The following is a 24,459-nucleotide window of genomic DNA, read 5'->3' on the forward strand; positions in this document are numbered from 1 at the left end:
CTCTTAAACAAACATTTAATTATCGCTTCTGTTCTCTCTATAAGCATAGAAGTTACCATTCCCAAACCGAAAGACACAATAGGCTGTTCGGTGCATTTGTCTTTCTAAAGTGGCAAATGAAATAGGGGCGGTTAAAGTTTCTCGGTTAACAAACTGTATAATCGATTGAGTTGAATCAGTTGGGTGTTTTTTGTATATGTAGACATTATGAAAGAAGATCCAGATGTTATCGATTGATTGTGGTGAGTGGGTAGGAAAGGCGTATAGATTTTGACTTGGGTTAATCGGAATTGGAATTTTACTCTGGATTCCGGTGTTGTGGATGACGGCACTTTTTCTGCCATCATAGGAGGCCCCTCCGTCTAAGCAAGCCGTATGGATGATTTGGTTTGGGGGTTGTTTGACTTTATAGATTTGGTTTATCTCTTTGACGTAGGCTTCATGATCGATGGCGAAGGAGGGACGGATGTAGAGCGTTTCGTTTGTTGGTTCGTAAGTAGGGAAAAGTGTTTTGGACATTGGCAAAGCTCCTTTAGTATTGGAATGGAAGTGATTCGAGGGTAATGTCGTGGATTAGGCTTTAGCTAGAGGTCTTCATTTTGTTGTTTGATTAATTTAACTAGTTCTTGATCGATATGGCTCATTTCCTTTTCGAAGCTTTCTTTGCCAAAGTAGTTACGAATTAGTAAGTATGTTTGGAAATTCATCGTCGCATCCCCATTTTCAATTTTAACCAAGTAGCGTTCGGAGATTTTAAGTTGATAAGCTAGTTCATCTTGGCTGATATCGTCTACTTTTCGAAGTGCTCGAATGATGTTTCCGACTTCTTTGTTGAGCTGCTCTTTTAATAGTTTCATCTTTTTCGCATCTTCTTCTTCAGGCGTTTCATAGTTTTTCAATGAGAATATCTCCTTTTTAAAACTATCATCAGCCAATGAAAAAGAATGAGGAATGAACGATAATTCATATAATTACATTTAATGGATGTTGAAATGGATTTATTTTTAGGTCCTATGAGGTGTATTTGTGATATGTGTCTGTCACTTGAAGACACAACAGATGAGTTAAACAGTTAATTAGGAGGGTTTTTGTGATTTGTTAGTAAACCTTTTGGCGAAGGATGGTAAATGGATTTCCGTTTAGTGGTAAATGACTTGGCAATGGTCGTAAAATCAAGTTGCCGTACTCATCTCATTACGGCCAATGAAATGTAAAACCTCTGACATAGTTTTTACCACCGAATGATAGACTGTTTACCACCGTAAATCATCTGGTGATCAATGATAGAAAACCATACTTTTAAGCATCAAAATGTTATAATGCCTATTATCATTTATGAAAACTTGAATAATTAGAATATTTATGGAGGTTTAAGAATATGAACTATGATGTAATCATCATTGGTGCTGGTTCAATGGGCATGGCAGCAGGTTATTATTTATCTAAGAGTGGAAAGAAAACTTTATTACTAGACTCCTTTAACCCACCACATAACAAAGGGAGCCATCATGGGGAGACAAGAATTATTCGATATGCTTATGCGGAGGGGGAGGAATATGTACCCCTTATTCTAAAAGCTCAGGAATTATGGAGAGATTTAGAAAGGGCTAGTGAAAAGAAATTATTGATTCAAACAGGAGTGTTAGGGGGTGGAAATGAACAATCCGATTTTATCCAAAATATTATCACGAGTGCTAACAAGTATTCGTTACCACTGGAGGTTATGGATTCAAGTGAAGTTCAGCGTCGGTGGTCTGGAATTTCGTTACCTAACGATTTTGTTGGTTGCTTTGAACCGACATCAGGTGTCTTAAAATGTGAGGAAAGTATTAAAGCCTATCAAGAGCTTGCCGAATTACACGGTGCTACTATCCTTACAAATAGTAAAGTAAGAGACATGTCTGTTGAAAGCGATCGTGTGACAATCAAGACGGACGAACAGACCTTTTATTCGGAATCGTTAGTCGTTTCTGCAGGAGCAGGGTCTAGGAATCTACTAGCTATGCTCGATTTAGATCTTCCGCTTACACCAGTAAGAAAGACGTTTGCTTGGTTTGATGCGAATGAAAAAATCTATAATCATCAGAGCTTTCCTGCTTTTACATTTGAGACATCTCAAGGAATCTATTACGGTTTTCCGAGTATTGATGGGGCAGGGATCAAAGTAGGTCGTCATGATGGCGGAGAGAAGATAAATCCAGATATTTCAATGAAAGAATTTGGTGAAGCCTCAGAGGATAAAGGGGATTTGGTCCAATTTTTGAAACAACATATCCCTGAGATTGATCAATTGAAATACGGAAAAACATGTATGTACACTCTTACCCCAGATGAAAAATTTATCATAGATTTACATCCGAAATATTCCAATGTTGCAATAGCAGCAGGCTTCTCCGGACACGGATTCAAATTCAGTAGTGCAGTTGGACAAGCCCTAAGTCATTTAATTATGTCAGGTGAGAATGACATCGATCTATCTCCGTTTTCGATTAATCGGTTTTTGGATGAAGAAAAATAATTAACGAATCAAAGTTATCTGCTGCACAACGATAATGTTTGGGAAGAGCGGGGACGGTTCTCGCACTTCCTGATTGGTGGAATGTACTCAAGCATATTAACAGATATAATTGGATAGAAAGAAAAGATATTGAATCTGACCTTAAAGAAACCAAGTCGTTGAATATACGTGCTGACGAGGTAAGGGATAGGTCCCGGTCCCGTCACCTCCTGATAAATAACGAAAAGCTTCCTCGCAGTGAGGATGCTTTTCGACATATTTCGTGGAGCGACACATAAACTAATTTCTCTGTAGCAATATTAATGTTCGATACATTGAATCAAAAAAATGATGAATATCGTCTTTTTTAATTACCCAATCGCAACTCGCATCATCAGGCAAATCTGCGCGCGTTTTTCGCCAAGGATACTCCATATGTGTTAAGTCCTCTAAAAATTTCGCTTCAAATTTACTATATTTATCCCATATCCAATGCAATATACTCAACTGATCAGATGTTAAGTCTAAATCATGAATCGATATACTAAAATCTTTATCAATTCTCTTCGAACCATACGACTTATATCGATGATACAAATCAGGAATGACGGGACCATGTTGCCATGCCTGGAAATTATCTTCAAATAAATCGTGTCCAGTGAAAGCGTGGCTCCATCCCTGAGCAAAATACATTAATTTCTGAAGTTTTAAAGGGGAAACTCTTAAATCGTCTTCAGCCTCCTTATTAAATTCTTGCCCTTTTATAATAAAAAACTTCTCTACTGTTTCTGTAGAAGTCATGTGCCATCTATCATCTATACCTTTTATATTTAACAAAGTAAGCCTGTCATCTAACCCCTTTAATAACTCACTCGATTTTACTGTATCTAATAAAAAAGATAACCTTTCTTCAAGTGCTCTTCTAGGCTTCTCTTCAAGTTCATCACGATAATTATCAAATGCTCGTTTCATCGCGCGTGGATCTAAATATGTTTTAAAATGAGTATCATGTTTCTTCGTCTGTAAACTTCCATTTTCATACCGAGAGATAGTAGCAGGGCTCCATCCAATTAATTTAGCCATTACGCGCGTACTAACCTGATAAAGTTCGTTACGAACATAACGAAAATCTTCTGCTTTTAACATCTCTTTCTTTTCCTGATATTTACGATAAATCGTATTATAGTTTCGATCTGTTAATTCATCGTTATCTGTGTACTTTCCACATTTTGTACACTCATAACGTTCAGCTTTATATGTGATAGTTTCGCCATGCAATTCAACTTTATCTGTAACAAATTTATGTTCAACCGGAGTTCGTTCAAAACAATGAACACAGAATTTTAATTGTAACGTCATATTTTTTTCCTCCTGTTTTTCATACCCCCCCTCATGATGTTAGGAGGGGGTATGTGATTGTACGATCTGGTTTATGAAAAGAAACACAACAGGTAAAAGGGCCATCATTGTCTTCAATAAAACTGAACTTCATATAAACTTCCATCGTTTCATTTCCAGTAACGACCTTTCCAAATTCCCACATATCACTATTTCTCAATCGTGGAGGCACATTGCTGCTCCCATTTGGATTGGGGCCTCTGTAATAATCTTCATAAGTTAGTTCTTCTTCAACAATTCGCCTTACATCTGCGGGTCTAAATCCTAATTCCAACAAAGTAGCTTCGTTTTTATCTCTTTGTACTAATAGGATAAAATGGTCATTTCCCCGATGAATACAATCAACAATCTTCTTTAAAATGTCTTCAACTTGGGCCTGTGTAGCTCCGTTGAATGCCTCCAATAAAACCACATCCATTATTAAGATTAGTGTTCTCAGTCATATGATATTTTATTCAAGGATAACACTTTTTGTTATCGATTAATAACATTTTATCATTTAGTAGCGGTACCTGTCACTACCTAAAGATTGTCGGAATACGAACCGTCCCCCCGCTTCCCCAGGAACACTTGACATTTAAAATAGTTGAGATTAACATATTAGGTAATTAATTAATTAATTAAATTAATTAAGTTAATTAAGTTGGATTTAAAATGATATCAAAGCAAGTAGGTTATGAGTCTATTACTTTAGAAAGCGAGGTGATAATGTCATTTTGAAGTGTTTATATTGAAAGCGTAAACAAGTGTAGTTCTTTGGATTCTGATTTTAAAACAGATAATTAGGAGTGCAAGTGTAGCGGTCGATGAACGGATTTGTTCGTTTAAAATAATCTGAATTTTCGATCATTTATATTGTGCAAGTAAGAAGTCCTTTATAATGGCTAGGTCAGGCGATAATCTTCTCCAATTCCAATAAAAGGGACTAATGTGGGGATTTACTGAATATACGGACTTTCTTGTGTGTGACTTTAGTAAAGTTGGAGGGATTTAAATGAAAAAAGTTTTTGTCTTTAATTTTAATACTCGTTGCGGCATGAAGAAGTCTACAAATTTTGAAGATAAACTCCCAATGGTCCAAGGAGAGACTTTAGGAGGTGATTACTTCTCTATAAAAAGATAATGTCGAAATTCCCTAAAGAATATGGTGAAAATTAAAAGGAGGAAAGGATATTAAAATGAAAAGCCGAATCAGAAATAAGATGAAAAAAACGATAACCTTAGGGTTCATTGCTCTTCTTTTATTTGGGCTTCTTATGCCTATAACCGCATTTTCTCAGAGCATTGCAGATAATTCTAGTGAAGTTGATAAGGTAGTAAAATTAGATCCAAGCTATCAACATGAACCATTTGATGGGTGGGGAACGGCATTAGTCTGGTTTGCTAACGTAACAGGCGGTTGGCCAGATGACATTAAAATGGAATTGGCAGATGCTTTATTTGGTGAAGATGGTTTGGATTTCAATATCGCTCGATATAATATAGGCGGGCAAGATGCGCCTGAAACTGAACCATATATGCGTCTTGGAGGTGCTGTTCCAGGCTATTGGGATCGTCCAGATGAATTTGGCCCTCCAGATAACGCAAGCCCTGATTGGGAAGAAGTGGATAATTGGTGGGATTCAGAAAACACACAACATTGGGATTGGAACAAAGACAAGAACCAACAATGGTGGTTAAAAGCTGCCAAAAATAGAGGAGTGAATCTTTTTGAGGCGTTTTCAAACTCACCTCCTTATTTTATGACCAATAGTGGGTATACTTCTGGACACTTTGATTCTTGGCAGGATAACCTTCGAACGGATCAATATGAAAATTTCGCCATCTATTTAACTAGAGTAGTAGAATATTTACAAAATGATTTAGGGATAGATATTCAGACACTTTCTCCTGTGAATGAACCGAATACGGGTTATTGGGGAGCAAAGGGAAGGCAGGAAGGCTCTAACTGGACACCTGAATCTCAAGCTAGAATCATTAACGAGGTCGGTAAACAATTGGAGGAGTTGAATTTAGATACAGTCATTTCAGCAATGGACGAAACGCATCCACAGCGATTTAGAGAAAACTGGGAAAAATACGATGAAGCGACTAAAGCTAATGTAGGACAAATGAATGTTCATACATATTGGCCTGCAGAACATACCGCCATAAGGGATATTGCTAAGGGCGAAGAGAAACGTTTGTGGATGTCTGAAGTGGACTTAGGTCCAAGCGGTATGCCTCAAGATTTTGATAATATTGAACCAGGTCTTGCATTATCAAACCATATTATGACAGACATTACTAATCTTGAGCCGAAAGCCTGGGTACTCTGGCAAGCAATCGAAGACCAAGTAAATATGAATGCTGATTATGAGAATATGAACTGGGGTCTAATTCATGTAGATTTTGATCCAGATGATTTTAGTACACTAGAATGGCATAAAAATAAAAAGTATTACACGATGGGCAATTATACGAAATTTATTCGCCCAGGACAACAATTTATTAACTCAGATGATCAGAATACACTAGCAGCAATTGATCAAGAAAACAAAAAAGTGGTGGTCGTATATACTAACCATGCTAATGATGAGCAAACGATTGACTTTGATCTGTCAGGATTTGAAACGATTAGTAATTCTGCAACGGCAACTCCTTATGTAACTTCATCAGAAGATAACCTTATTCAAAAAGAAGATGTTACCGTTTCAGATGGAAAACTGTCGACAACCGTTGAGGCAAAATCAGTGACAACTTTTGTTATCTCTGATGTGTCAGGGGTTAACGAGAATGCTAGTTTCCTAAAATCCGATGTTGAATATAAGATTGTTAACAAAAATAGTGGCTTAGTCCTTGATAAGGATGAGAATGAAAAAGCATCGGTCGTTCAATACTCAGATGATCACAATAATGTCAACCAAGAATGGTTCATTGAAAAGGTCACTGATGGCTATACGAACACGGAAAAATACAAGATAATAAGTGCTGAAAATAAAGAAGTACTTACAAATGTTGGGGGAACAGCTGTATTAGGTGAAGATGAAAACTTACCTACTCAACGATGGATTATTTCGACCAATGGATCTGGTGAATTTACTTTTATTAATGAAGGAAGTAAAGATTTACTAGAAGTTGGCGGACAATCGAAGGAGGAAGGAGCTTCGGTTGGTCTTTGGAGGCCGAATGCAGGTAGTAACCAAGTATGGGGAATATCTGAAGCTGGTATCACTAGCATAGAAAATCAAAATATTTGGACAACTCCAGGTATTGCACCAACTTTACCGGATGAAGTAACAGTAAGTTATAGTAATGGAAAAACCGTTGATAAAGCCGTAGATTGGGAAGAAATTGATGCCGAACAATATGAAACGGAGAATCAATTTGTTGTGGAAGGTAGTGTTGATGGTACTTCTGTGAAAGCTAAAGCAACAATTTACGTAAGTGAAGTTGCAAATATTGTCGATGAAAAGGTGAAAACAGTAGCGGGTATACACCCAGAACTTCCCGAAGAGGTTGCAGCTGAGCTGAATATAGGTGTTAAAGTAATGTTACCTGTAAAATGGGATAACATAGATCCGTCTCTTTATAAAGAGATAGGTGAATTTTCTGTCTCAGGTTTAGCCGAGGGGACAAATTTAGAAGCAATTGCTTATGTCAAAGTAGCAGAACGAGAGATTGCTAATCTAGCACTTAATACGGGTTCTGAATATCCAAAAGCAAGTGCGTCATTTACAGGAAATTGGGACAATGTAAATTATGTTAATGATGGAGACTACTCTTCGGATCGTTGGACCAATTGGGATCCAAATGAATGGAGAGAGAATGATTGGGTAGAAATAGACTTTGGCAAGGAAGAAATTATTTCTGAGGTGAAATTTACTTTCTATGATGATGAGACTGGAACTAGACCACCAGAATCGTTATATCTTGAATATTGGGATGGAAGTGATTGGATTGAAATCCCTGATACACATTTAGATGTAATGGAAAACACTGAAGCAACTCTTAAATTTACGGAGTTAGAAACATCTAAAATCAGGGCAATGCTTACAGCTATGCATGATGCGTGTATCGCCATAGTGGAAATGGAAGTTATGGGCATTAGTTCTATTCCGGTGTTAGGAAGTGATGCTACACTTAAAAGCATTTCAGTAAATGGAAATGAGTTGGAAGGGTTTCACTCAGATGATTTATCATATGAAGTAATACTCGATGCAGACGAATCAGAGGTCTTGAATATCTCGGTAACAACTTCTGATCTGTTTGCCAATTATGAGATCAGTCTCCCATCGTCGCTTCCAGGAGAAGCATATATTAAAGTAACTTCAGAAGATGAAAAAGATACAAGAACTTATACGATAAGTTTTATCATTTCAGATGAAGAAGGGACAGTAGATAAAACGAAATTAGAAGAAGCAGTAAAGGAAGCAAAAGAGCTAGAGGCAGAAAAATACAGCGCATCAAGTTGGGAAGCATTAGAGGAAGCATTAACCAGAGCCGAACAGGTACTAGCCTCAGAAAAGGCAAGTCAAGAGGAAATTGACAAAGCATTAGCCGAATTACAGTTAGCGATAGAAAATCTAGAAGTAAAAGAAGAAGGGACCGTAGATAAAACGAAATTAGAAGAAGCAGTAAAAGAAGCAAAAGAGCTAGAGGCAGAAAAATACAGCACATCAAGTTGGGAAGCATTAGAAGCAGCGTTGAGCAAAGCCGAACAGGTATTAGCCTCAGAAAAGGCAAGCCAAGAGGAAATTGACAAAGCATTAGCCGAATTACAGTTAGCGATAGAAAATCTAGAAGTAAAAGAAGAAGGGACCGTAGATAAAACGCAATTAGAAAAAGCAGTAAAAGAAGCAAAAGAGCTAGAGGCAGAAAAATACAGCGCATCAAGTTGGGCAGCATTAGAAGCAGCGTTGAGCAAAGCCGAACAGGTATTAGCCTCAGAAAAGGCAAGCCAAGAGGAAATTGACAAAGCATTAGCCGAATTACAGTTAGCGATAGAAAATCTAGAAGTAAAAGAAGAAGGGACCGTAGATAAAACGAAATTAGAAGAAGCAGTAAAAGAAGCAAAAGAGCTAGAGGCAGAAAAATACAGCACATCAAGTTGGGAAGCATTAGAAGCAGCGTTGAGCAAAGCCGAACAGGTATTAGCCTCAGAAAAGGCAAGCCAAGAGGAAATTGACAAAGCGTTAGCTGAATTACAGTTAGCAATTGAAAATCTAGAAGTAAAAGAAGAAGGGACCGTAGATAAAACGAAATTAGAAAAAGCAATAAAAGAAGCAAAAGAGCTAGAGGCAGAAAAATACAGCGCATCAAGTTGGGAAGCATTAGAAGCAGCGTTAAGCAAAGCGGGACAGGTATTAGCCTCAGAAAAGGCAAGCCAAGAGGAAATTGACAAAGCATTAGCCGAATTACAGTTAGCGATAGAAAATCTGAAGACAAAAACCATTGTTGAGCAAAATGTAATAAAAGCTCATGACAATAATGCCTCAGAAAAGGACGAAGTTAACGATAGTTTATTGCCAAAGACAGCTACATCAATCTTTAACTTTCTGTTAGTTGGCTTTATACTTTCAATGGCAGGAGCAATGCTTTTCTTCCTTAGAAGAAAAAGAGCTCATTAATAGGGGCACCGTCACCACTCGAAAATTGTTGTAATATGTCGACTGTTATAGTTGCTACCATCATGAACAAACGAAAAGCATCCTCGCAGTGAGGATGCTTTTCGACATATAGTGTGCCCGGCATGAGTGATAGATAGGTGGTGAAAGTCCGCTACAGGCTTGGTAGTAGGAACTGTTAGCTTAAGGCAAGGGTGTCTGGGGTGACCCAGAATCTGAAGGAAGCTGGAGGCAAAATCCTGAGCCGACGAACAGAAACTGCATAAAAGGCCGATTGGAGACGGATAAGTTTGCTATACAAAACGAAGTCCAATACTACCCGAATCTCTTACGGTAAATGCAGCGGCTACATGGGAGGAAAGGTATCACTCTTACTCGGGGAGATCTCATGAAGGTTTCCTAAGGGAACAATGAACCTAGAGATAGGGAAATGAATCATGAGAAGTCAGCAGAAGCCATAGTAGTTTCTTAACAGAAACGAAGGGCTGAACAATCTTCAATCTTGGGAAACAAGGAGGTGTAGGCAATTCCCGCCTAAACGCAGAAAACATCGTGGTAAAGACCGAATAGATGACTACCTATGGAGAGATAAGTTGGAAACGAAAGGGTACATAGGAGTGCGTAGGGATGCCGACATGGATATGACAGAACAAGGTGGTATTCATCTTATGGATAAGGTAATTGACCATAAGAATCTATGGATAGCCTATGAGAAAGTAAGAAAGAACAAAGGAGCACCAGGTGTCGATGGAATCACTGTATACCAATTACAAGCACATATGGACAAATACTATAAAGAGCTTCGAAGAAAACTAAAGGAAGGAACCTACCACCCCCAACCAGTAAAGAGGGTTGGCATTCCTAAACCCGACGGATCGAAACGGTACTTGGGTATTCCATGTGTGTTAGATAGGGTCGTTCAACAGGCGATTTTACAAGTGATTGAACCTATAATCGACCCCCATTTCTCTCCAAATAGTTTTGGTTTCCGTAAGAAGAGAAATGCCCATCAAGCAATGGAACTCGCTTCGCAGTTTTACGAAGAAGGATATCGAGTTGTGGTAGATTGTGATTTAAAAAGCTATTTTGATACGATACATCACCAAAGAGTTCATGCCTATTTAGAGGAATTTATATCAGATAAAATCCTATTAAGGCTCATATGGAAATTTCTTCGCTCGGGAATTCTGGATAAAGATATCTATATAGAAACTACAGAAGGGGCACCGCAAGGCGGTCCGCTATCCCCCTTACTAGCGAATGTCTATCTAAACAAATTAGACAGAGAGTTAGAAAAGAGAGGCCACCGCTTTATTCGATACGCAGATGATTTTGTCATTTACGTAAAAAGTAAGCGGAGCGACAACCGCAACTTTCTTAGGGTTTCATTTACAGAATCTAATGGGAAAGTAGGGTGCCGACCTAGCAAGTCGGCTAAACAACGATTGACAACGAAACTGAAGAAACTTACTTCCCGTAAACGTCCAGGTACATTTCACGAAATTATAACGGAAATTAATAAAACCACAATTGGGTGGATTAACTACTATGGAATATCTCGGATGAAGACGTTCATCGAAAAGACGAACCAGTGGTTAAACCACAGAATAAGACAGCTCATATGGAAGAGGTGGAAAAGAGTCAGAACTAGATATAAGAAGTTACGCCAGTATGGTATCGGTCATGAGGATGCCATGAAAACAGCCAATTCCCGAAAGGGATACTGGCGCATATCGCGTAGTGAAACTCTCCACCAAGCTTTAACTGTAAATAGACTCAACAAGTGGGGACTAAAGGATATGGTCCAACTTTACGAGAAGAAATACTCAAAAGGTTGAACCGCCGTATACGGATCCGTACGTACGGTGGTGTGAGAGGTCGGCGCGGTGACGCGCCTCCTACTCGATTTTCAGGGAGTGACACAGTCAACTAGAAGTAAAAAAAGAAACTGGTTTTTAAAAATTTAGTTAGTACTAATTAGTGATAACAATGCTACCTAATTCTTTTCCTAATGAAGTAATTTTAAGATTACCTTCTAAGAGCCTAATTGAATCTAAAACTAAATCAGTATCTGTTTTATGTGGTACATATGCTTCAGCTTCTTTATAAAGTTTTGACTCTTTAAATAATTGGTATCGCTCAACATATTGTTTTGCTACTAGGTTTTTCTCCGGATTGAGTTCAATTAAACCGAATCTTAGTAAAGTATCTAATGAAGTTTGATCTTGGTAATGCTCATCCATCATTAAGATTACGTTTCTTACTAAATCTACACCAGAACCATTTTTATTACTTTCAATTCTTATCGTTACAATGGGCACTACATTTTCACGAAATAGATTTTTAAATAAATATGCGTCATTAGGCGATAGATCTTTCAGAATAGAAGAAAATGAAGGGAGAATTATAGAGTTTTTTCTACTATCGACTGTAGACGCAATTAAGTTTGAAAACATATCTCTTAGTATCTCAGAATTCAATTGATAAGTGGAGTCCTCTACAGCTTTATAGGTTAATCCTAGTTTGGAAGAGTCTCTGTTTTCTAGAGGTACTTTATCAGTTTTATCTTTTATTTTTTGTGCAAATTGTTTCATCTCTTCATCTTTAACAATGTTATATCTAACAAGAGGATCTAAGACTTTGTGGGCTATGCCTTTAAACGCTTGTCCTATTAAATTTGATGTTGGATTAAAAATCTCTTCTTTTGTTGAATCAGGTACGACTGAAAATAGTTTAATTTTTGTCATTAATATTACCTCCCTTATATGGGAATATTATCATGAAATCCAGGTATGAAGTATGGATAGGTATGAAAAATTTAAAAAGTGATGGGCCTACATAATGAATCAAAAATATATAGAATGGCTTCTATACCTAATTGATTTTATTTGACCTGATAAAAGTTAGAACAATCGAAAAAATCAAAAAACAAACTAAAAAAAATATTGACAAACTAAAAAAAATTAATTATTATAAATTTGTAATTACATTATAGATAGGAGCCTATTAAATTGGAACATATTAATGATGAAATTGAATTTCTTACTTCAATGGTAAAAGGTATTGCTAAACAGTTCGGAGATCACTGTGAGGTAGTACTTTTAGATTTAACGCAGCATGAGAAATATGGAAGTGGGTTAATAGTTTTAATTGAGAATGGCCAAATAACTGGGAGGAAAGTTGGGGATACAGGAACTAATTTAGGTTTAGAAGTCTTGAGAGGAACTGATCGAGAAGGGGATAAGCACAATTATCTAACAAAGACGAAAGACGGAAGAATGTTAAGATCGACTACAATGTACATCCGAAATAGCAGTGGAAAGCCTATAGGATGTATCTGTATTAATTTCGATATTACAGGTCTCATGATGGCAGAAAGAGCTATTAAAGAATTTACAGATTTAAATAAGATAAACACGGATGTAAAAGAAGTATTCGTTAATAATGTAAATGATGTCTTAGCAGTCTTAATACAAGAAGCTCAAAACCATGTAGGTAAACCAGTAGCACATATGAGTAAAGAAGATAAGATGAAAGGGATAAAGTACCTTGATGAAAAGGGAGCTTTTTTAATTCAAAAATCAGGTGATAAAATTTGCGAATACTTTAGTATATCAAAGTACACACTTTATAATCATCTTGATGTAGTGCGTAGTGAACAAGGGATATAAAGCTAAGTAAGCCTTACTATTTAAAAGATACTAGAAGGAAGAAGGGTGATTTTTGTGAAAGAAATTATTAGTACAAATTTTGCACCAAAACCAGGTGGACATTTTTCACAAGGAATTAAAGTAAATAATACCGTATATGTAGCAGGACAAACACCAGTAGATCCAAAAACAGGGGATATTCCTTCGACTGTAGAAGGGCAGGTGAGGTTAGCGCTAACGAATATCAAGAATGTTTTGGAAGCAGGAGGTGCTAACTTAGAGGATGTTGTTAAAGTTAATGCATATTTAACTAATTTAGATGATTTTGAGACCTATGACAAAGTCTACCAAGAATTTTTTACTGAGAACTTACCAGTAAGAACTACAATTGGCTGTGATTTAAAAGGGATACCTTTAGAAATCGATGCGATTGCTGAATTGTAATATGAAAATTTAAAGGAGGGGTAGGGTTGAAATTAGAAAATAAAGTGGCTGTTATAACTGGTGCAGGACCTGGTGGAGGTATAGGGTTTACTATAGCAACAGCATTTCTTCAAGAAGGGGCTAATGTATCATTAAACTACTTAGCTAGAAATACTGAGGAAAAGAAAGAGTTTCAAGAGGAAATGACTCGGTATGGAGATAAAGTGAGCATAACGGAAGGGGACATTTCTAAAGAGGAAACAGCGGATTTATTGATTTTAAAGACAATAGAAAAGTATGGGAAAATTGATATTTTGGTCAATAGTGCAGGGATTTCTACCCCTACCCTTGTTCATGAAATGGATTTATCAACCTGGAAAAGAATGATAGAAGTTAATTTAACAAGTACTTTTCTGACAACGCGATTAACGGTTCCATATATGATAGAAAGTAGATTTGGAAGAATCATTAACATATCCTCACAAGTTGCTCAAAAAGGCAGTGTTGAACATAGCCATTATGCTGCTGCTAAAGCTGGGGTGATTGGGTTTACTAAGTCAGTGGCATTAGAGCTTGGGGAATATGGGATAACGGCAAATTGTATAGCTCCAGGACCTATAGAAACTCAACTAATGAACGAAGTAAGTCAAACATGGAAAGAAAATAAGAAGAAGGAATTGGTTATTCCTCGATTTGGTAAAGTGGAAGAAGTGGCTCCTACTGCGGTTTTTCTAGCGTCTGAACCAGATGGTAACCTTTTTACAGGACAAACACTTGGTCCGAATTGTGGAGATGTAATGCTTTAATTTTTTTGTCATATTTTTTCTGAATATTTAGATTTTATATTGGGGGGATAGCGATGGAAAATGAGAAGGTTTTGGTTAACGGTAAAGAGCCAGATGTAAATTTATATAACTCTGATCTTGCTCCATTAAGCGGTAAAAAGAAAAATTGGACTTGGTGGGCCTATGCAGCGATTTGGATGGGGATCGTACACAATATTGTTGCGTGGGAAGTTGCAGCCAATCTAATGGTAGCGGGGATGAGTTTTTGGCAAGCATTTGCTTGTGTATCTTGTGCTTATTTAATTGCGTTTATTGCCATTGCATTTAATAGCTATTCTGGTTCGAAGTATGGTGTACCTTTTCCGGTCTTAATCCGTTCTAGCTTTGGAACTAAAGGTGCTCAAATACCAGTATTTATTCGAGCTTGTCTAGGGATATTTTGGTTTGGAGTGCACATGTATATTGGGAGTATCGCAGTAAATGTAATTTTAGCATCATCCTTTTCAGCATGGGATAGCCTAGGGGATATAAATATTTTAGGACTTGGATTAAATGAATTTATCGCATTTGTTATTACGTTCACATTACATGCTTATGTGATTACCCACGGAATGGAACGTGTTAGAAAATTTGAATCATGGGCAGGACCGGTAATTATGGTCATTGCAGTAGGATTAGTGATTTGGGCTGCAAATGTAGCTGGTGGGTTTGGGAATTTAGTTTCGATACCTTCTACCATTTCTAATGGTGATTTTTGGCCAACCTTTGTACTTGGAATGACAGCTTTATTAGGCACAGTAGCGACTCTTATTTTAAATATTTCGGATCTAACTAGATTTTCAAGGTCTCAAAAGGATCAACTGATAGGGCAAGGAATTGGAATGCCAACAATGTTTATCTTGTTTTCATTAATGGCTCTATTAACGACTGCGGGAACTATGTATGCATTTGATGTTCCTGTTACAAATCCAATTTATGTTTTAGCTCAGTTTGATAATCCTTTTATTGTAATAGTTGGTGCTGTTTCTATTTTAATATCAACATTATCAGTTAACGTGGCAACTAATGGAGTTGCAGTTGGATATGACTTAACTAATTTAGCGCCATCCAAATTAAATTTTCGTAAATCAGGAGCGATTGCTTTAATTATCGGTGCCTTTTCTGCACCATGGCTTTGGTACGAAGAAGGTGGTTCACTAGATGTTGTATTAGGAGGAATCGGAGCTACCATGGGTCCTGTTTTAGGGGTCATGTTAATAGATTTCTTTATTATTCGTAAAATGAACTATGACCTTGGAAGCTTATTCAGACATGATGGAATCTATGGTGGGTGGAATAAAAATGGTTTAATAGCGTTTGGGGTTGGTGCCTTAGCTGCGTATAGTGGATTAATAATTCCAGCCATTAGCTATTTATATAATTACAACTGGTTTATTGGCGTTGGAGTAGCTGCGGTTACTTATCTTATTTTAATGTGGTCAAAGCGATCAAATATGGTTGGTTCTGAAACGGAGGATACGAGTGATAAAGCCATTTAAATTAGGGTAGTCAAAAAGATTAGAACAAATGGAGGCCTGCATCGTGATTAGTAGTGAAAGATTAGAACGAAGAATAGAATTGTTAGCTCAAATTGGAAAAACAAACGATGGTGGAGTTAGTAGAATTGCCTTAACTAAAGAATATAGACAGGGTCTAGACTTAATTAGTGAGTGGATGCAAGAAGCAGGAATGACGGTTCGATTGGATCAAGCTGGAAATTTAATTGGTAGGAAAGAAGGAGTGGTTCCTAGTTTAAAGGCTGTTGCATTAGGTTCCCATGTTGACTCTGTTGGAAACGGAGGAAAGTATGATGGTACCGTTGGTGTAATTGTAGGAATTGAAGTTGTCCAACATTTAAAAGAAGAAGGTATCCCTAATAAGCGTCCTATAGAGGTAATAGCTTTCTGTGAAGAAGAAGGTTCAAGATTTCAATCTGGTGGAGTATTTGGTAGTAGAGCGATGACTGGCAAATTAACAACAGAAGATCTTAAAGTAACTGATAGTAGTGGGGCTACTAGGTATGAAGTGCTGAAAAACTTTGGGTTAGACCCAGACAATATTGAAATGGCAATAAGAAGTAAGGAAGACTTTGAGGTCTATTTAGAAATGCATGTTGAGCAAGGACCTATACTGCTCCAAGAGAATACACCGGTCGGTATTGTAACGGCTATTACCGGTTTGTCTTTAACAGAAGTAATATTTGAAGGTGAATCCAATCATGTGGGTGCTACTCCAATGGATTTACGTTATGATGCTTTATTAGGTGCTAGTGAAACGGCTTTAGCAGTAGAGGAAATTGTTAATAGATATGGAGGGAATGCTGTAGGAACAGCAGCTACAATGGATGTTGAACCAAGCCAGGTAAATATTATTCCGGGTAAAGTATCCACTATTATTGATATTCGTGATACAGATTTGGATAGTAGGGAAGCTATTCTCTCTGAACTCGAAAAGAAAGTTAAAACAATCAGCGAACGTAGAAATTTAAAGTATAAAATGACTAGTAAATTAAAAGCAAAACCGGCAAAATCCGCATCTCATATATTGGAAACTATGAGAAAGAAAAGTGACGCTCTTAGTCTTAATACTATTGAAATGCCAAGTGGTGGAGGACATGATGCACAACTAATGGCAGAAATTACTGATATGGCTATGATTTTTGTTAGGTCTGAAAATGGAAGTCATAATCCTAATGAAATTGCAACAGCAGAAGATATTAAGTTAGGAGCAGATTTATTGATGAATACGGCCATTCATTATATTAATAATTAAACACTGGGGGGAGAATGGTGGCTACAATTATACAAAATGGGATACTAGTTACGGCATCTGAAATCTTTCAAGCAGACTTAAAAATAGATAATGGAAAAATAAGTATGATATCTAATGAGATTTTGGGTGGAAATGAAGATACGGTCATTGATGCAATGAATAAATATGTACTTCCTGGTTTAATTGACCCGCATACACATCTTGCAATTGAAGGAACACTAGATGATTTTAATACTGGAACTAAAACAGCAGCATCTGGGGGAGTAACGACTATCATAAACTTTACTGATCCGGATAATTCACAAACATTTATAGAAGATTTGAAGGAGTGGAGGGAAAAAGCTAAAAATTCTTTAATAGATTATGGCTTTCACTCAATCATCAATAAGTGTAATCCAGATGTATTAGAGCAAATATCTAGATTACCAGATGAAGGGGTAACATCAATTAAGTTGTTTATGGCATATAAAGAAAACATGGTAAATGATGATGAATTGTATCTTCTAATGAAAGCGGCGAAAGAAGCGGGGGTAGTAACCAATATCCATGCTGAAAATGGTAGGGTAATAGATCGCCTTATTGAAGAGGCATTAAATAAAAATAATACTAAACCAATTTATCACGCGTATACTAGACCTCCTTCGATGGAAGCAGAGGCGACAGCAAGAGCCTTACGAATTGCTGAAATTACGGAAGCCCCAACTTATATTGTTCATATTTCTTGTGAAGAGGCATTGATAGAATTTATTAGAGCAAAGGAAAGAGGGGTCAATGCCTTTGGAGAAACCTGTCCTCAATATTTAGTGCTGGATGAGGAGTATTTGAAAAAAGAAAACAGAGAGGCAGTTAAATATATTTGTTCTCCACCATTGAGAACAAAAAAAGATCAAGAAGTATTGTGGAATAAAATTAAGCTTGGAGCTATTTCTACAATAGGTTCCGACCATGCATCACATCCATATGTAAACGGTAAAGAGAACGGTGTAAATAACTTTACTAAGGCATCTAATGGCTTACCAGGTATAGAAAGTACGCTTCTACTACTTTATCATCATGGAGTTTATAAAAGGAAGATTACTTTCCCTAAGCTTGTTGAGATAACAAGCCAAAATCCCGCTAAGATTTTTGGCTTGTATCCAAAGAAAGGTAGTCTCAATATTGGGAGTGATGGGGACATAGTAATTTTTGACCCCAATAAAACTAGTGTCATCACGAAAGAATCACAGAAACAGGGTACAGAATATAGTATATACGAAGGGATGGAGGTACAGGGTAATATCGATTATGTTTTGTCCAGAGGGGAAATTATTGTTAGAAATAAAGAGGTTGTTGGTAAGAGCGGTCGAGGGGAATACCTATATCGAAACAAATTTAGTAGGTGGACTTAAAAAGGTGGGGGAAAATTTGAATATTTTAGTAACTGGTAGTAATGGTTTAATTGGCCACCATTTAGTAGAATTTTTACTACAAAGAAACATACGTGTTATTGGTTTTGATATTAACCCGACTGAAAAGGAATTAGCTAAATTCCCTAACTTTGTTTTTGAGCAAGGAAATGTTGATGATTTTCCTCTCTTAGCATCAGTTCTAAAAAAATATAAAATTGATAAAATTATTCATGGGGGTGGGGTGTCACATCCAAAAAGCTCTGAAAATTCTCCTAATAAGATTATAAATACTAATATACTTGGAACTTCAAATGTGTTTGAGGCAGGAAGGCTTTTTCAAGTAAACCAAATTGTATATTTAAGCTCAGCGGCTGTTTATGGAAATAGCAAAACAACTAATCTAAGTGAAAAGAATGTCCCTAGCCCAACCTCTATATATGGAGTAACTAAAGTAACAGGTGAATATTTAGCGAAAGTTTATAATGAAAAATATGGGATAAATACAACATCATTAAGGGTTCCATTTGTATATGGGCAAGGTCGGGTATTTCATGAGCCAATTAAGTACATTCTTGAAAAAGCTTTAAAGAATGAAAATGTAATTGAAGATACAGGAATTGATCAAAAGATAGAATATATTTATGTTAAGGATGTCGTTAATGCTATTGGATTAACGATAAAAAATGAAAATGCAAATGGTTTAACGTTGAATATTGGGACTGGGAACTTAACGAGTACAAGAGAAATAATAACTGTAATGGAAAAGCTATTTCCTGATACTGTCTTTGATTTAGGTCCAGGTGGTTTTGGGTATGATGAAATTTCTCCACTTGACTGTACGAAAGCAAAAGAAGTACTAAATTTCGTCCCTTCGTATTCAATTGTCGATGGAATAAATGAATATTATGATGTTCTGAAGGGAGCCAGAAGCCAAAGGTGATTTGGTGCCTATCACCACCCGAAGATTGTTATAATATGTCGATTGTTAATAAGTACTATTATCATGAACAGAGAAAAGCATCCTCACAGCGAGGATGCTCTTTTTTTAACAATTTTAGGGCAGTGACAGGCACAGGCACCGACCTTTAAAACCTCTGCAATGCTTCATATAATACTTGTGTTGCGATGATGCAATCCTCTTTACTACTCCACTCCTCGGGGTTATGGCTGATACCAGCTTTCGAGCGAACTAAGAGAAGGCCTATATCAGTCCTTTTGGATAAGATCATGGCATCATGTCCTGCCCCGCAATTCATCATAAAATGTGATAAGTTTAAGTCTATACATGTTTCTTTCAATATATTAACAATTTTCTTAGAGCATTGAGCGGGTTCTTCTTCTTCAGATATATCAATATTTACAGATATCCCTTTTTTCTCAGAAACACAATGAATAGCTTTTATAATGGCTTGTTTCATGTTATCTCTTAAGTTTTTTTTGATATGCCGAAAGTCGATAGTGAAAAATATTTTTCCTGGGATAATGTTACTCTCGTTTGGATGAAAATGCACTTTTCCAATCGTCGCAACACCACCATATTTAAGAGCGATTTGTTCTGTTTCTAATATGATCTGTGCCAATGCAATAGAAGGATCTTTGCGAATATGCATAGGAGTAGCACCTGCATGGTCAGATTCAGATGTTAAAGTTACTTCAACCCATACACCACCTTGAATTCCATTAACTATTCCAAGTGGGAGGTTTTGCATTTCTAGTACTTTTCCTTGTTCGATATGAACCTCAATAAAGCCGAGTATATTTTCAAACCTTCTGCTGGCTTTCTGGTGATTTTCTGGATTAATACCTGCTTTTATTAATGCTTCCTGATAAGTCATTCCATTCTGATCAGTTAAATTTAAAAAGTCAGGTGACAGGGTACCAACCATTGCGTTGCTACCGATAAACCCTGTTCCAAAACGAGTACCTTCTTCATCTAAAAAAGAAATGACTTCGATTGAATAATCTAACTTTACTGAGTTTTCTTTTAAGGAGCGTAAGGCTTCTATACCAGCTAATACGCCAAGTGCCCCATCAAACCTTCCACCTTGTGTAACCGTATCTATATGAGAGCCTGTCATTAAGGTGTCTGTTTTTCTTCCCTCGAGCTTTCCTATAATATTCCCAATAGGATCGACTCGTACCAACAGTCCTGCATCTTTCATTAGTTCTATAATGTATGTTCTAGCTTGTAAATCAGCAGGGGATAACGATGTACGACTATTCCCACCTTGATTATCTATTCCTATTTCTCCTAAAGTTATGATTGTATTCCAAAGTCGTTCACCATTAATCAAATGTATCCCTCCACTATCCCATTGCATGCCCTATTTTCTTTTTTATGATATTTATTTGCTATTACTTAAGAAGCTAGCTAAACGTGGATTTTCTCTATTATGAAAGATTTGCTTAGGGCTTCCCTCTATGACAATATTTCCAGATTCCATAAATATGACACGATCAGAAACCCGCTCAGCAAAATGCATTTCATGAGTGACAATGATCATCGTCATTCCTCCCTCAGCAAGTTCAGCCATTAATTTCAGAACATCGCCTACTAACTCGGGGTCTAGGGCAGAGGTAGCTTCATCAAACAACATTACACTTGGTTCCATTGCGAGAGATCTTGCAATCGCAACTCTCTGTTGTTGTCCACCTGAAAGATCGCTTGGATGCTGGTCTTTTTTTTCATATAACCCGACTCGTTTTAATAATTCTTCTGCCTTTTTAATTGCCACTTGTTTAGGTTGTTTTTTTACAACGATTGGTCCTTCGATGATATTTTCTAGAACTGTTTTATGTGTCCATAAATTGAAATGCTGAAAGACCATTCCCACTTTACTGCGATGTTTACTTAATTGTCTTCTTGATAACACAGTTAATTCTCCAACGCGATTTGTTTTATATTCTACCTTAAGACCATCTAGTATTACTTTTCCTTTAGTAGGAACTTCTAAAAAATTGATACAACGTAATAATGTGCTTTTTCCTGAACCACTTGGGCCAATAATAGAGACAACTTCTCCTTTGTTAATACTAAGGTTAACGTCGTTGAGTACAATTTGCTCGCCAAATTTTTTTTGTATGTTTTTTAATTCTAATATTTTGGACACCTGCATATCCTCCGTTCGTATTATTTACTTGTAGCGGCAATGTTTAATTTTTTCTCAGCGAATGTTTGTAATAGCATTAGTATACTAGTTAGGACTAAATAGAGGACTGCAGCTACTCCTAATGTTTCTAATGGTGAATAGGTACTCGCATATAAATTTTGAGCATTGAGCATCAAGTCTGGTACAGTAATGACAGATACTTGTGCTGATTGTTTTAATAAACTTGTAGAGTTACTAATGTAAGGTGGAATAATAATTCGCACAACTTGTGGGAGGCGAATTCTAAACATAACTTGAAATGGTGTTAAACCAATGGCTTCAGCACTCTCAATTTGTCCTTTTTTTACCGCATACATGCCGGAACGGATATATTCTGCTTTATATGCTCCCACATTTAAAGCCATCGCAGCTAGTGCAGCTTGGAATGCTGTAAGGGTGATGCCGAATGGTGTGGCATAATAAAATAAAAACAAAAGAATGAGTAAAGGGACACCACGGAAAATCCAAATATATATAAAGGCAAATCCTTTAAAGAGGGGATTATGGGACATCCTTAATAAACAAAGAATAAAACCCCATATTGTTCCAATTATCAAAGCTAAGATTGTAATTTGGAAGGTGACAATTGCACCTTCCAATAGAAATGGAAACCCATTTACAATAATGTCTGTATTCAAGCGTAACCCTCCCTAATGGTAATGTTCGTTTTTTAGTTATCGAAGGTTATACCGAAGTATTCCTCTGTCAATTGATCATAAGTGCCATTTTCTTTATTTTCTTCAATGATTTCGTTAATTGCTTCCTGTAATTCAGGGCTGTTCTTTTTTAAGGCAACTCCAACATTCTTAATATCAAATGGCTCACCGACGATTTCAATATGTTCACCGCTTGAAGAATTTGTCATATATTCACCAGCAGATACCATTCCAATTGCAACTACATCGAGGCGTTCCGCAATTAAATCAGCGAAACTCTCAGCTGCTCCTGGGTACTCCCTTAGTTCTTTATAACCTCCGATTTCCCTAACAGCTGCATCAAAAGCAGAACCGGCATTAACACCAACTACCTTGTCGTCAATTTCTGTTATATCTGCTACAGCATTAGTACCCTTTTTGATAACAGCTACAGCTCCATCCATTGAATAGGGAATAGAAAAATCAATCGATTCTTTTCGTTCATCTGTAATGTTTACTCCAGAAAGAATAATATCAAAGCGATCAGCTGTTAAGCCTGGTAGCAACCCTGAAAACTGTCCAGTAACAAATTCAGGCTCAACCCCTAATCCTTCTGCAATAAGGTGCCCCCATTCAATGTCATAACCGACAAGTTGGTTACTCTCATCCATGTAAGTGTAGGGCCGGTAGTTTCCTGTTGTACCAATAACGATCTTTCCGCTGTCTTGAATACGTTGTAGACTGCTATCTTCTGCTTGAACTGAGTTTCCGTTTGCTTCATGACTATTTGTTTCTGTGCTTCCACATCCGACTAAGGCTAGAGCCGATATACCTGCTATCAAAGAGAATAATTTGTGTTTGATTGACATGTTATAAATCACTCCTTTTATTTTTGAAAATTCTGTAAATTATTCGTATGAGTTTTCGGTCTCGATTAATCTAGTTTTGAAAGGTCTAATAAGGTGTAAAGCATGGTATTTGCACCTGCTTCAATATCTTCCCAACTTGAAAATTCCTCTGGGTGATGGCTTAAACCGTCTTTACTTGGAATAAAAATCATTCCTACGTCCGATATATTTGTCATAGAGTTGGCATCATGGTTGGCACCACTTATGATCGACTGATAGGATAGATTCTGTCTCGTACAACTCTTTTCAATTGACTGTTGGACCTCTTTAGATAAGGTTTGAGGTTTTTTTTGAACTCCATTATAAATATGGGCTATACAATTGTCGCTAATCCAATTCCTAATATTAGTTTCAAAGTTTTCAATTTCTCTTATGTTGCTCCCACGCATTTCAAGAGTGAGTTGGACCTCTCCAGGGACGACATTTTCTGAATTGGGAAGAACAGTTACTTTTCCAATGGTAGCTACAATATCATCCGTACTCTCTCTGGCAAGTTTATTCACTTGTAAAATTAATGAAGATGCCCTCACCAATGCATCCTCTCGTAGATTCATTGGAGTAGTTCCTGAATGACTCGCTTTTCCTTTGATATGAATATTTAGCCTTTTAATTCCTGCGATTGAATGGACTATGCCAATCTGATTTTGATTTTCTTCTAAAACACTTCCTTGTTCTATATGCAATTCTAGAAAATGACGATACGCTTCTTTTGGCACTTTTACTTTAAATACGTCTTCTCGTGTAAAAGGGAAGGAGGTGAATGATTTTGGCAATTGTTCTTCATCTATTAATCCAGCTATTGCACGACTACCAAAAGTACCACCAAGTGGGTTTGCTTCTTCTCCAACAAAACAAATTAATTCTAAAGGAATATCAAGAGGGTATCCGTGTTCTTTTAATACTTGCAAACATTCTAAACCAACAATAACGCCAATGGCTCCATCATAAAGCCCTCCCTCACGAACAGTATCCAAATGAGAACCGAACGCAATAGCTGGCTGATTGAGAGCGCCTATCCTACCAAAAACATTGCCAACTGCATCCTCGCTTACAGAGACTTCTAAGTCGTCTAGTTTTCCTTTTAACCATTCTAGGGCAGCTTTTTCTTCCTTTGAAAAGGCTAAGCGAGTATATCCGTTATTTTCGGCATTTGCTACCTCACTCATTTCTAGTAAGTTTTCTTTAATTCTTTCAATATTCACTTTCATA

Annotated in this window: 21 protein-coding genes; 11 read left to right on the top strand and 10 right to left on the bottom strand. The window is 36.9% G+C overall.

Annotated elements, in window-relative coordinates; genetic code table 11:
• Positions 1 to 15: 15 nt before the first annotated feature.
• Both AA0017_RS21960 and AA0017_RS21965 read right to left on the bottom strand, forming a co-directional pair.
• A complete protein-coding gene (locus AA0017_RS21960) occupies positions 16 to 519 on the bottom strand; it encodes a competence protein ComK (RefSeq protein WP_413378032.1) in 504 nt (167 codons plus the stop codon).
• 65 nt (positions 520 to 584) lie between these two features.
• On the bottom strand, positions 585 to 899 hold the full coding sequence (locus AA0017_RS21965; protein WP_413378034.1) for a helix-turn-helix domain-containing protein: 315 nt from the start codon (positions 897 to 899) through the stop codon (positions 585 to 587).
• A gap of 479 nt (positions 900 to 1,378) precedes the next feature.
• On the opposite strand from AA0017_RS21965, the gene solA reads away from it, so the two are divergent.
• Entirely contained in the window at positions 1,379 to 2,518 is a 1,140-nt protein-coding gene (gene solA, locus AA0017_RS21970; protein ID WP_413378036.1) for an N-methyl-L-tryptophan oxidase, read from the top strand.
• Positions 2,519 to 2,797: 279 nt separating this feature from the next.
• Here the strand turns inward: solA and AA0017_RS21975 are convergent, their stop codons facing one another.
• A complete protein-coding gene (locus tag AA0017_RS21975) occupies positions 2,798 to 3,856 on the bottom strand; it encodes a type II toxin-antitoxin system antitoxin SocA domain-containing protein (RefSeq protein WP_413378038.1) in 1,059 nt (352 codons plus the stop codon).
• Between the two features lie 31 nt (positions 3,857 to 3,887).
• Positions 3,888 to 4,307 carry a hypothetical protein gene (locus AA0017_RS21980; RefSeq protein WP_413382771.1) on the bottom strand — a complete coding sequence of 140 codons (420 nt, stop codon included), beginning with the start codon at positions 4,305 to 4,307 and terminating at the stop codon, positions 3,888 to 3,890.
• Positions 4,308 to 4,889: 582 nt separating this feature from the next.
• Between AA0017_RS21980 and AA0017_RS21985 the strand changes: the two genes are divergently transcribed.
• The 3 genes from AA0017_RS21985 to ltrA all read left to right on the top strand — a co-directional run bounded on the left by AA0017_RS21985 (position 4,890) and on the right by ltrA (position 11,339).
• On the top strand, positions 4,890 to 5,018 hold the full coding sequence (locus AA0017_RS21985; RefSeq protein WP_413378040.1) for a hypothetical protein: 129 nt from the start codon (positions 4,890 to 4,892) through the stop codon (positions 5,016 to 5,018).
• Between the two features lie 55 nt (positions 5,019 to 5,073).
• On the top strand, positions 5,074 to 9,504 hold the full coding sequence (locus AA0017_RS21990) for a glycoside hydrolase (RefSeq protein ID WP_413378042.1): 4,431 nt from the start codon (positions 5,074 to 5,076) through the stop codon (positions 9,502 to 9,504).
• 632 nt (positions 9,505 to 10,136) lie between these two features.
• Positions 10,137 to 11,339, top strand: a complete 1,203-nt coding sequence (ltrA, locus tag AA0017_RS21995) for a group II intron reverse transcriptase/maturase (protein WP_413378044.1) — start codon at positions 10,137 to 10,139, stop codon at positions 11,337 to 11,339.
• A gap of 135 nt (positions 11,340 to 11,474) precedes the next feature.
• Here ltrA and AA0017_RS22000 read toward each other — a convergent pair whose 3' ends face one another.
• Positions 11,475 to 12,248 carry a DUF4393 domain-containing protein gene (locus AA0017_RS22000; RefSeq protein WP_413378046.1) on the bottom strand — a complete coding sequence of 258 codons (774 nt, stop codon included), beginning with the start codon at positions 12,246 to 12,248 and terminating at the stop codon, positions 11,475 to 11,477.
• 264 nt (positions 12,249 to 12,512) lie between these two features.
• On the opposite strand from AA0017_RS22000, the gene AA0017_RS22005 reads away from it, so the two are divergent.
• From AA0017_RS22005 to AA0017_RS22035, 7 genes are read left to right on the top strand one after another with little or no spacing between them, the layout of a single operon-like run.
• Positions 12,513 to 13,172, top strand: a complete 660-nt coding sequence (locus AA0017_RS22005; RefSeq protein WP_413378047.1) for a transcriptional regulator — start codon at positions 12,513 to 12,515, stop codon at positions 13,170 to 13,172.
• A gap of 54 nt (positions 13,173 to 13,226) precedes the next feature.
• Positions 13,227 to 13,595 (top strand): RidA family protein, encoded by a 369-nt coding sequence (locus tag AA0017_RS22010; protein WP_413378049.1) that lies wholly within the window; start codon positions 13,227 to 13,229, stop codon positions 13,593 to 13,595.
• A gap of 26 nt (positions 13,596 to 13,621) precedes the next feature.
• Entirely contained in the window at positions 13,622 to 14,380 is a 759-nt protein-coding gene (locus AA0017_RS22015) for an SDR family NAD(P)-dependent oxidoreductase (protein ID WP_413378051.1), read from the top strand.
• A gap of 53 nt (positions 14,381 to 14,433) precedes the next feature.
• Positions 14,434 to 15,897 carry an NCS1 family nucleobase:cation symporter-1 gene (locus AA0017_RS22020; RefSeq protein WP_413378053.1) on the top strand — a complete coding sequence of 488 codons (1,464 nt, stop codon included), beginning with the start codon at positions 14,434 to 14,436 and terminating at the stop codon, positions 15,895 to 15,897.
• Positions 15,898 to 15,925: 28 nt separating this feature from the next.
• Entirely contained in the window at positions 15,926 to 17,170 is a 1,245-nt protein-coding gene (locus AA0017_RS22025) for a M20 family metallo-hydrolase (protein WP_413378054.1), read from the top strand.
• 17 nt (positions 17,171 to 17,187) lie between these two features.
• The gene (gene hydA, locus AA0017_RS22030) at positions 17,188 to 18,558 is read left to right on the top strand and encodes a dihydropyrimidinase (protein WP_413378056.1); all 1,371 of its coding nucleotides are present in this window, start codon (positions 17,188 to 17,190) and stop codon (positions 18,556 to 18,558) included.
• A 16-nt stretch (positions 18,559 to 18,574) separates the two neighbouring features.
• Positions 18,575 to 19,498, top strand: a complete 924-nt coding sequence (locus tag AA0017_RS22035) for an NAD-dependent epimerase/dehydratase family protein (RefSeq protein WP_413378058.1) — start codon at positions 18,575 to 18,577, stop codon at positions 19,496 to 19,498.
• 145 nt (positions 19,499 to 19,643) lie between these two features.
• Here AA0017_RS22035 and AA0017_RS22040 read toward each other — a convergent pair whose 3' ends face one another.
• The 5 genes from AA0017_RS22040 to AA0017_RS22060 all read right to left on the bottom strand — a co-directional run bounded on the left by AA0017_RS22040 (position 19,644) and on the right by AA0017_RS22060 (position 24,458).
• A complete protein-coding gene (locus AA0017_RS22040) occupies positions 19,644 to 20,852 on the bottom strand; it encodes a Zn-dependent hydrolase (RefSeq protein WP_413378060.1) in 1,209 nt (402 codons plus the stop codon).
• A 51-nt stretch (positions 20,853 to 20,903) separates the two neighbouring features.
• A complete protein-coding gene (locus AA0017_RS22045; protein ID WP_413382774.1) occupies positions 20,904 to 21,659 on the bottom strand; it encodes an amino acid ABC transporter ATP-binding protein in 756 nt (251 codons plus the stop codon).
• 29 nt (positions 21,660 to 21,688) lie between these two features.
• The gene (locus AA0017_RS22050) at positions 21,689 to 22,345 is read right to left on the bottom strand and encodes an amino acid ABC transporter permease (protein ID WP_413378062.1); all 657 of its coding nucleotides are present in this window, start codon (positions 22,343 to 22,345) and stop codon (positions 21,689 to 21,691) included.
• Between the two features lie 32 nt (positions 22,346 to 22,377).
• Positions 22,378 to 23,211, bottom strand: a complete 834-nt coding sequence (locus AA0017_RS22055) for a substrate-binding periplasmic protein (protein ID WP_413378064.1) — start codon at positions 23,209 to 23,211, stop codon at positions 22,378 to 22,380.
• A gap of 65 nt (positions 23,212 to 23,276) precedes the next feature.
• The gene (locus tag AA0017_RS22060; protein ID WP_413378066.1) at positions 23,277 to 24,458 is read right to left on the bottom strand and encodes a M20 family metallo-hydrolase; all 1,182 of its coding nucleotides are present in this window, start codon (positions 24,456 to 24,458) and stop codon (positions 23,277 to 23,279) included.
• Position 24,459: the final 1 nt, after the last annotated feature.

It is taken from the genome of Alkalihalobacillus phoenicis, assembly GCF_047302405.1.
Taxonomy (GTDB): Bacteria; Bacillota; Bacilli; order Bacillales; family Bacillaceae_D; genus Alkalihalobacillus.

What these genes read in the sequence shown, in the direction of transcription:
- AA0017_RS21960 (WP_413378032.1), bottom strand. Translation starts at nt 519, where the DNA reads ATGTCCAAAACACTTTTCCCTACTTACGAACCAACAAACGAAACGCTC.
- AA0017_RS22025 (WP_413378054.1), top strand. Translation starts at nt 15,926, where the DNA reads ATGGAGGCCTGCATCGTGATTAGTAGTGAAAGATTAGAACGAAGAATA.
- AA0017_RS21985 (WP_413378040.1), top strand. Translation starts at nt 4,890, where the DNA reads ATGAAAAAAGTTTTTGTCTTTAATTTTAATACTCGTTGCGGCATGAAG.
- solA (WP_413378036.1), top strand. Translation starts at nt 1,379, where the DNA reads ATGAACTATGATGTAATCATCATTGGTGCTGGTTCAATGGGCATGGCA.
- AA0017_RS22060 (WP_413378066.1), bottom strand. Translation starts at nt 24,458, where the DNA reads ATGAAAGTGAATATTGAAAGAATTAAAGAAAACTTACTAGAAATGAGT.
- AA0017_RS22000 (WP_413378046.1), bottom strand. Translation starts at nt 12,248, where the DNA reads ATGACAAAAATTAAACTATTTTCAGTCGTACCTGATTCAACAAAAGAA.
- ltrA (WP_413378044.1), top strand. Translation starts at nt 10,137, where the DNA reads ATGGATATGACAGAACAAGGTGGTATTCATCTTATGGATAAGGTAATT.
- AA0017_RS22020 (WP_413378053.1), top strand. Translation starts at nt 14,434, where the DNA reads ATGGAAAATGAGAAGGTTTTGGTTAACGGTAAAGAGCCAGATGTAAAT.
- AA0017_RS21975 (WP_413378038.1), bottom strand. Translation starts at nt 3,856, where the DNA reads ATGACGTTACAATTAAAATTCTGTGTTCATTGTTTTGAACGAACTCCG.
- AA0017_RS22055 (WP_413378064.1), bottom strand. Translation starts at nt 23,211, where the DNA reads ATGTCAATCAAACACAAATTATTCTCTTTGATAGCAGGTATATCGGCT.
- AA0017_RS21990 (WP_413378042.1), top strand. Translation starts at nt 5,074, where the DNA reads ATGAAAAGCCGAATCAGAAATAAGATGAAAAAAACGATAACCTTAGGG.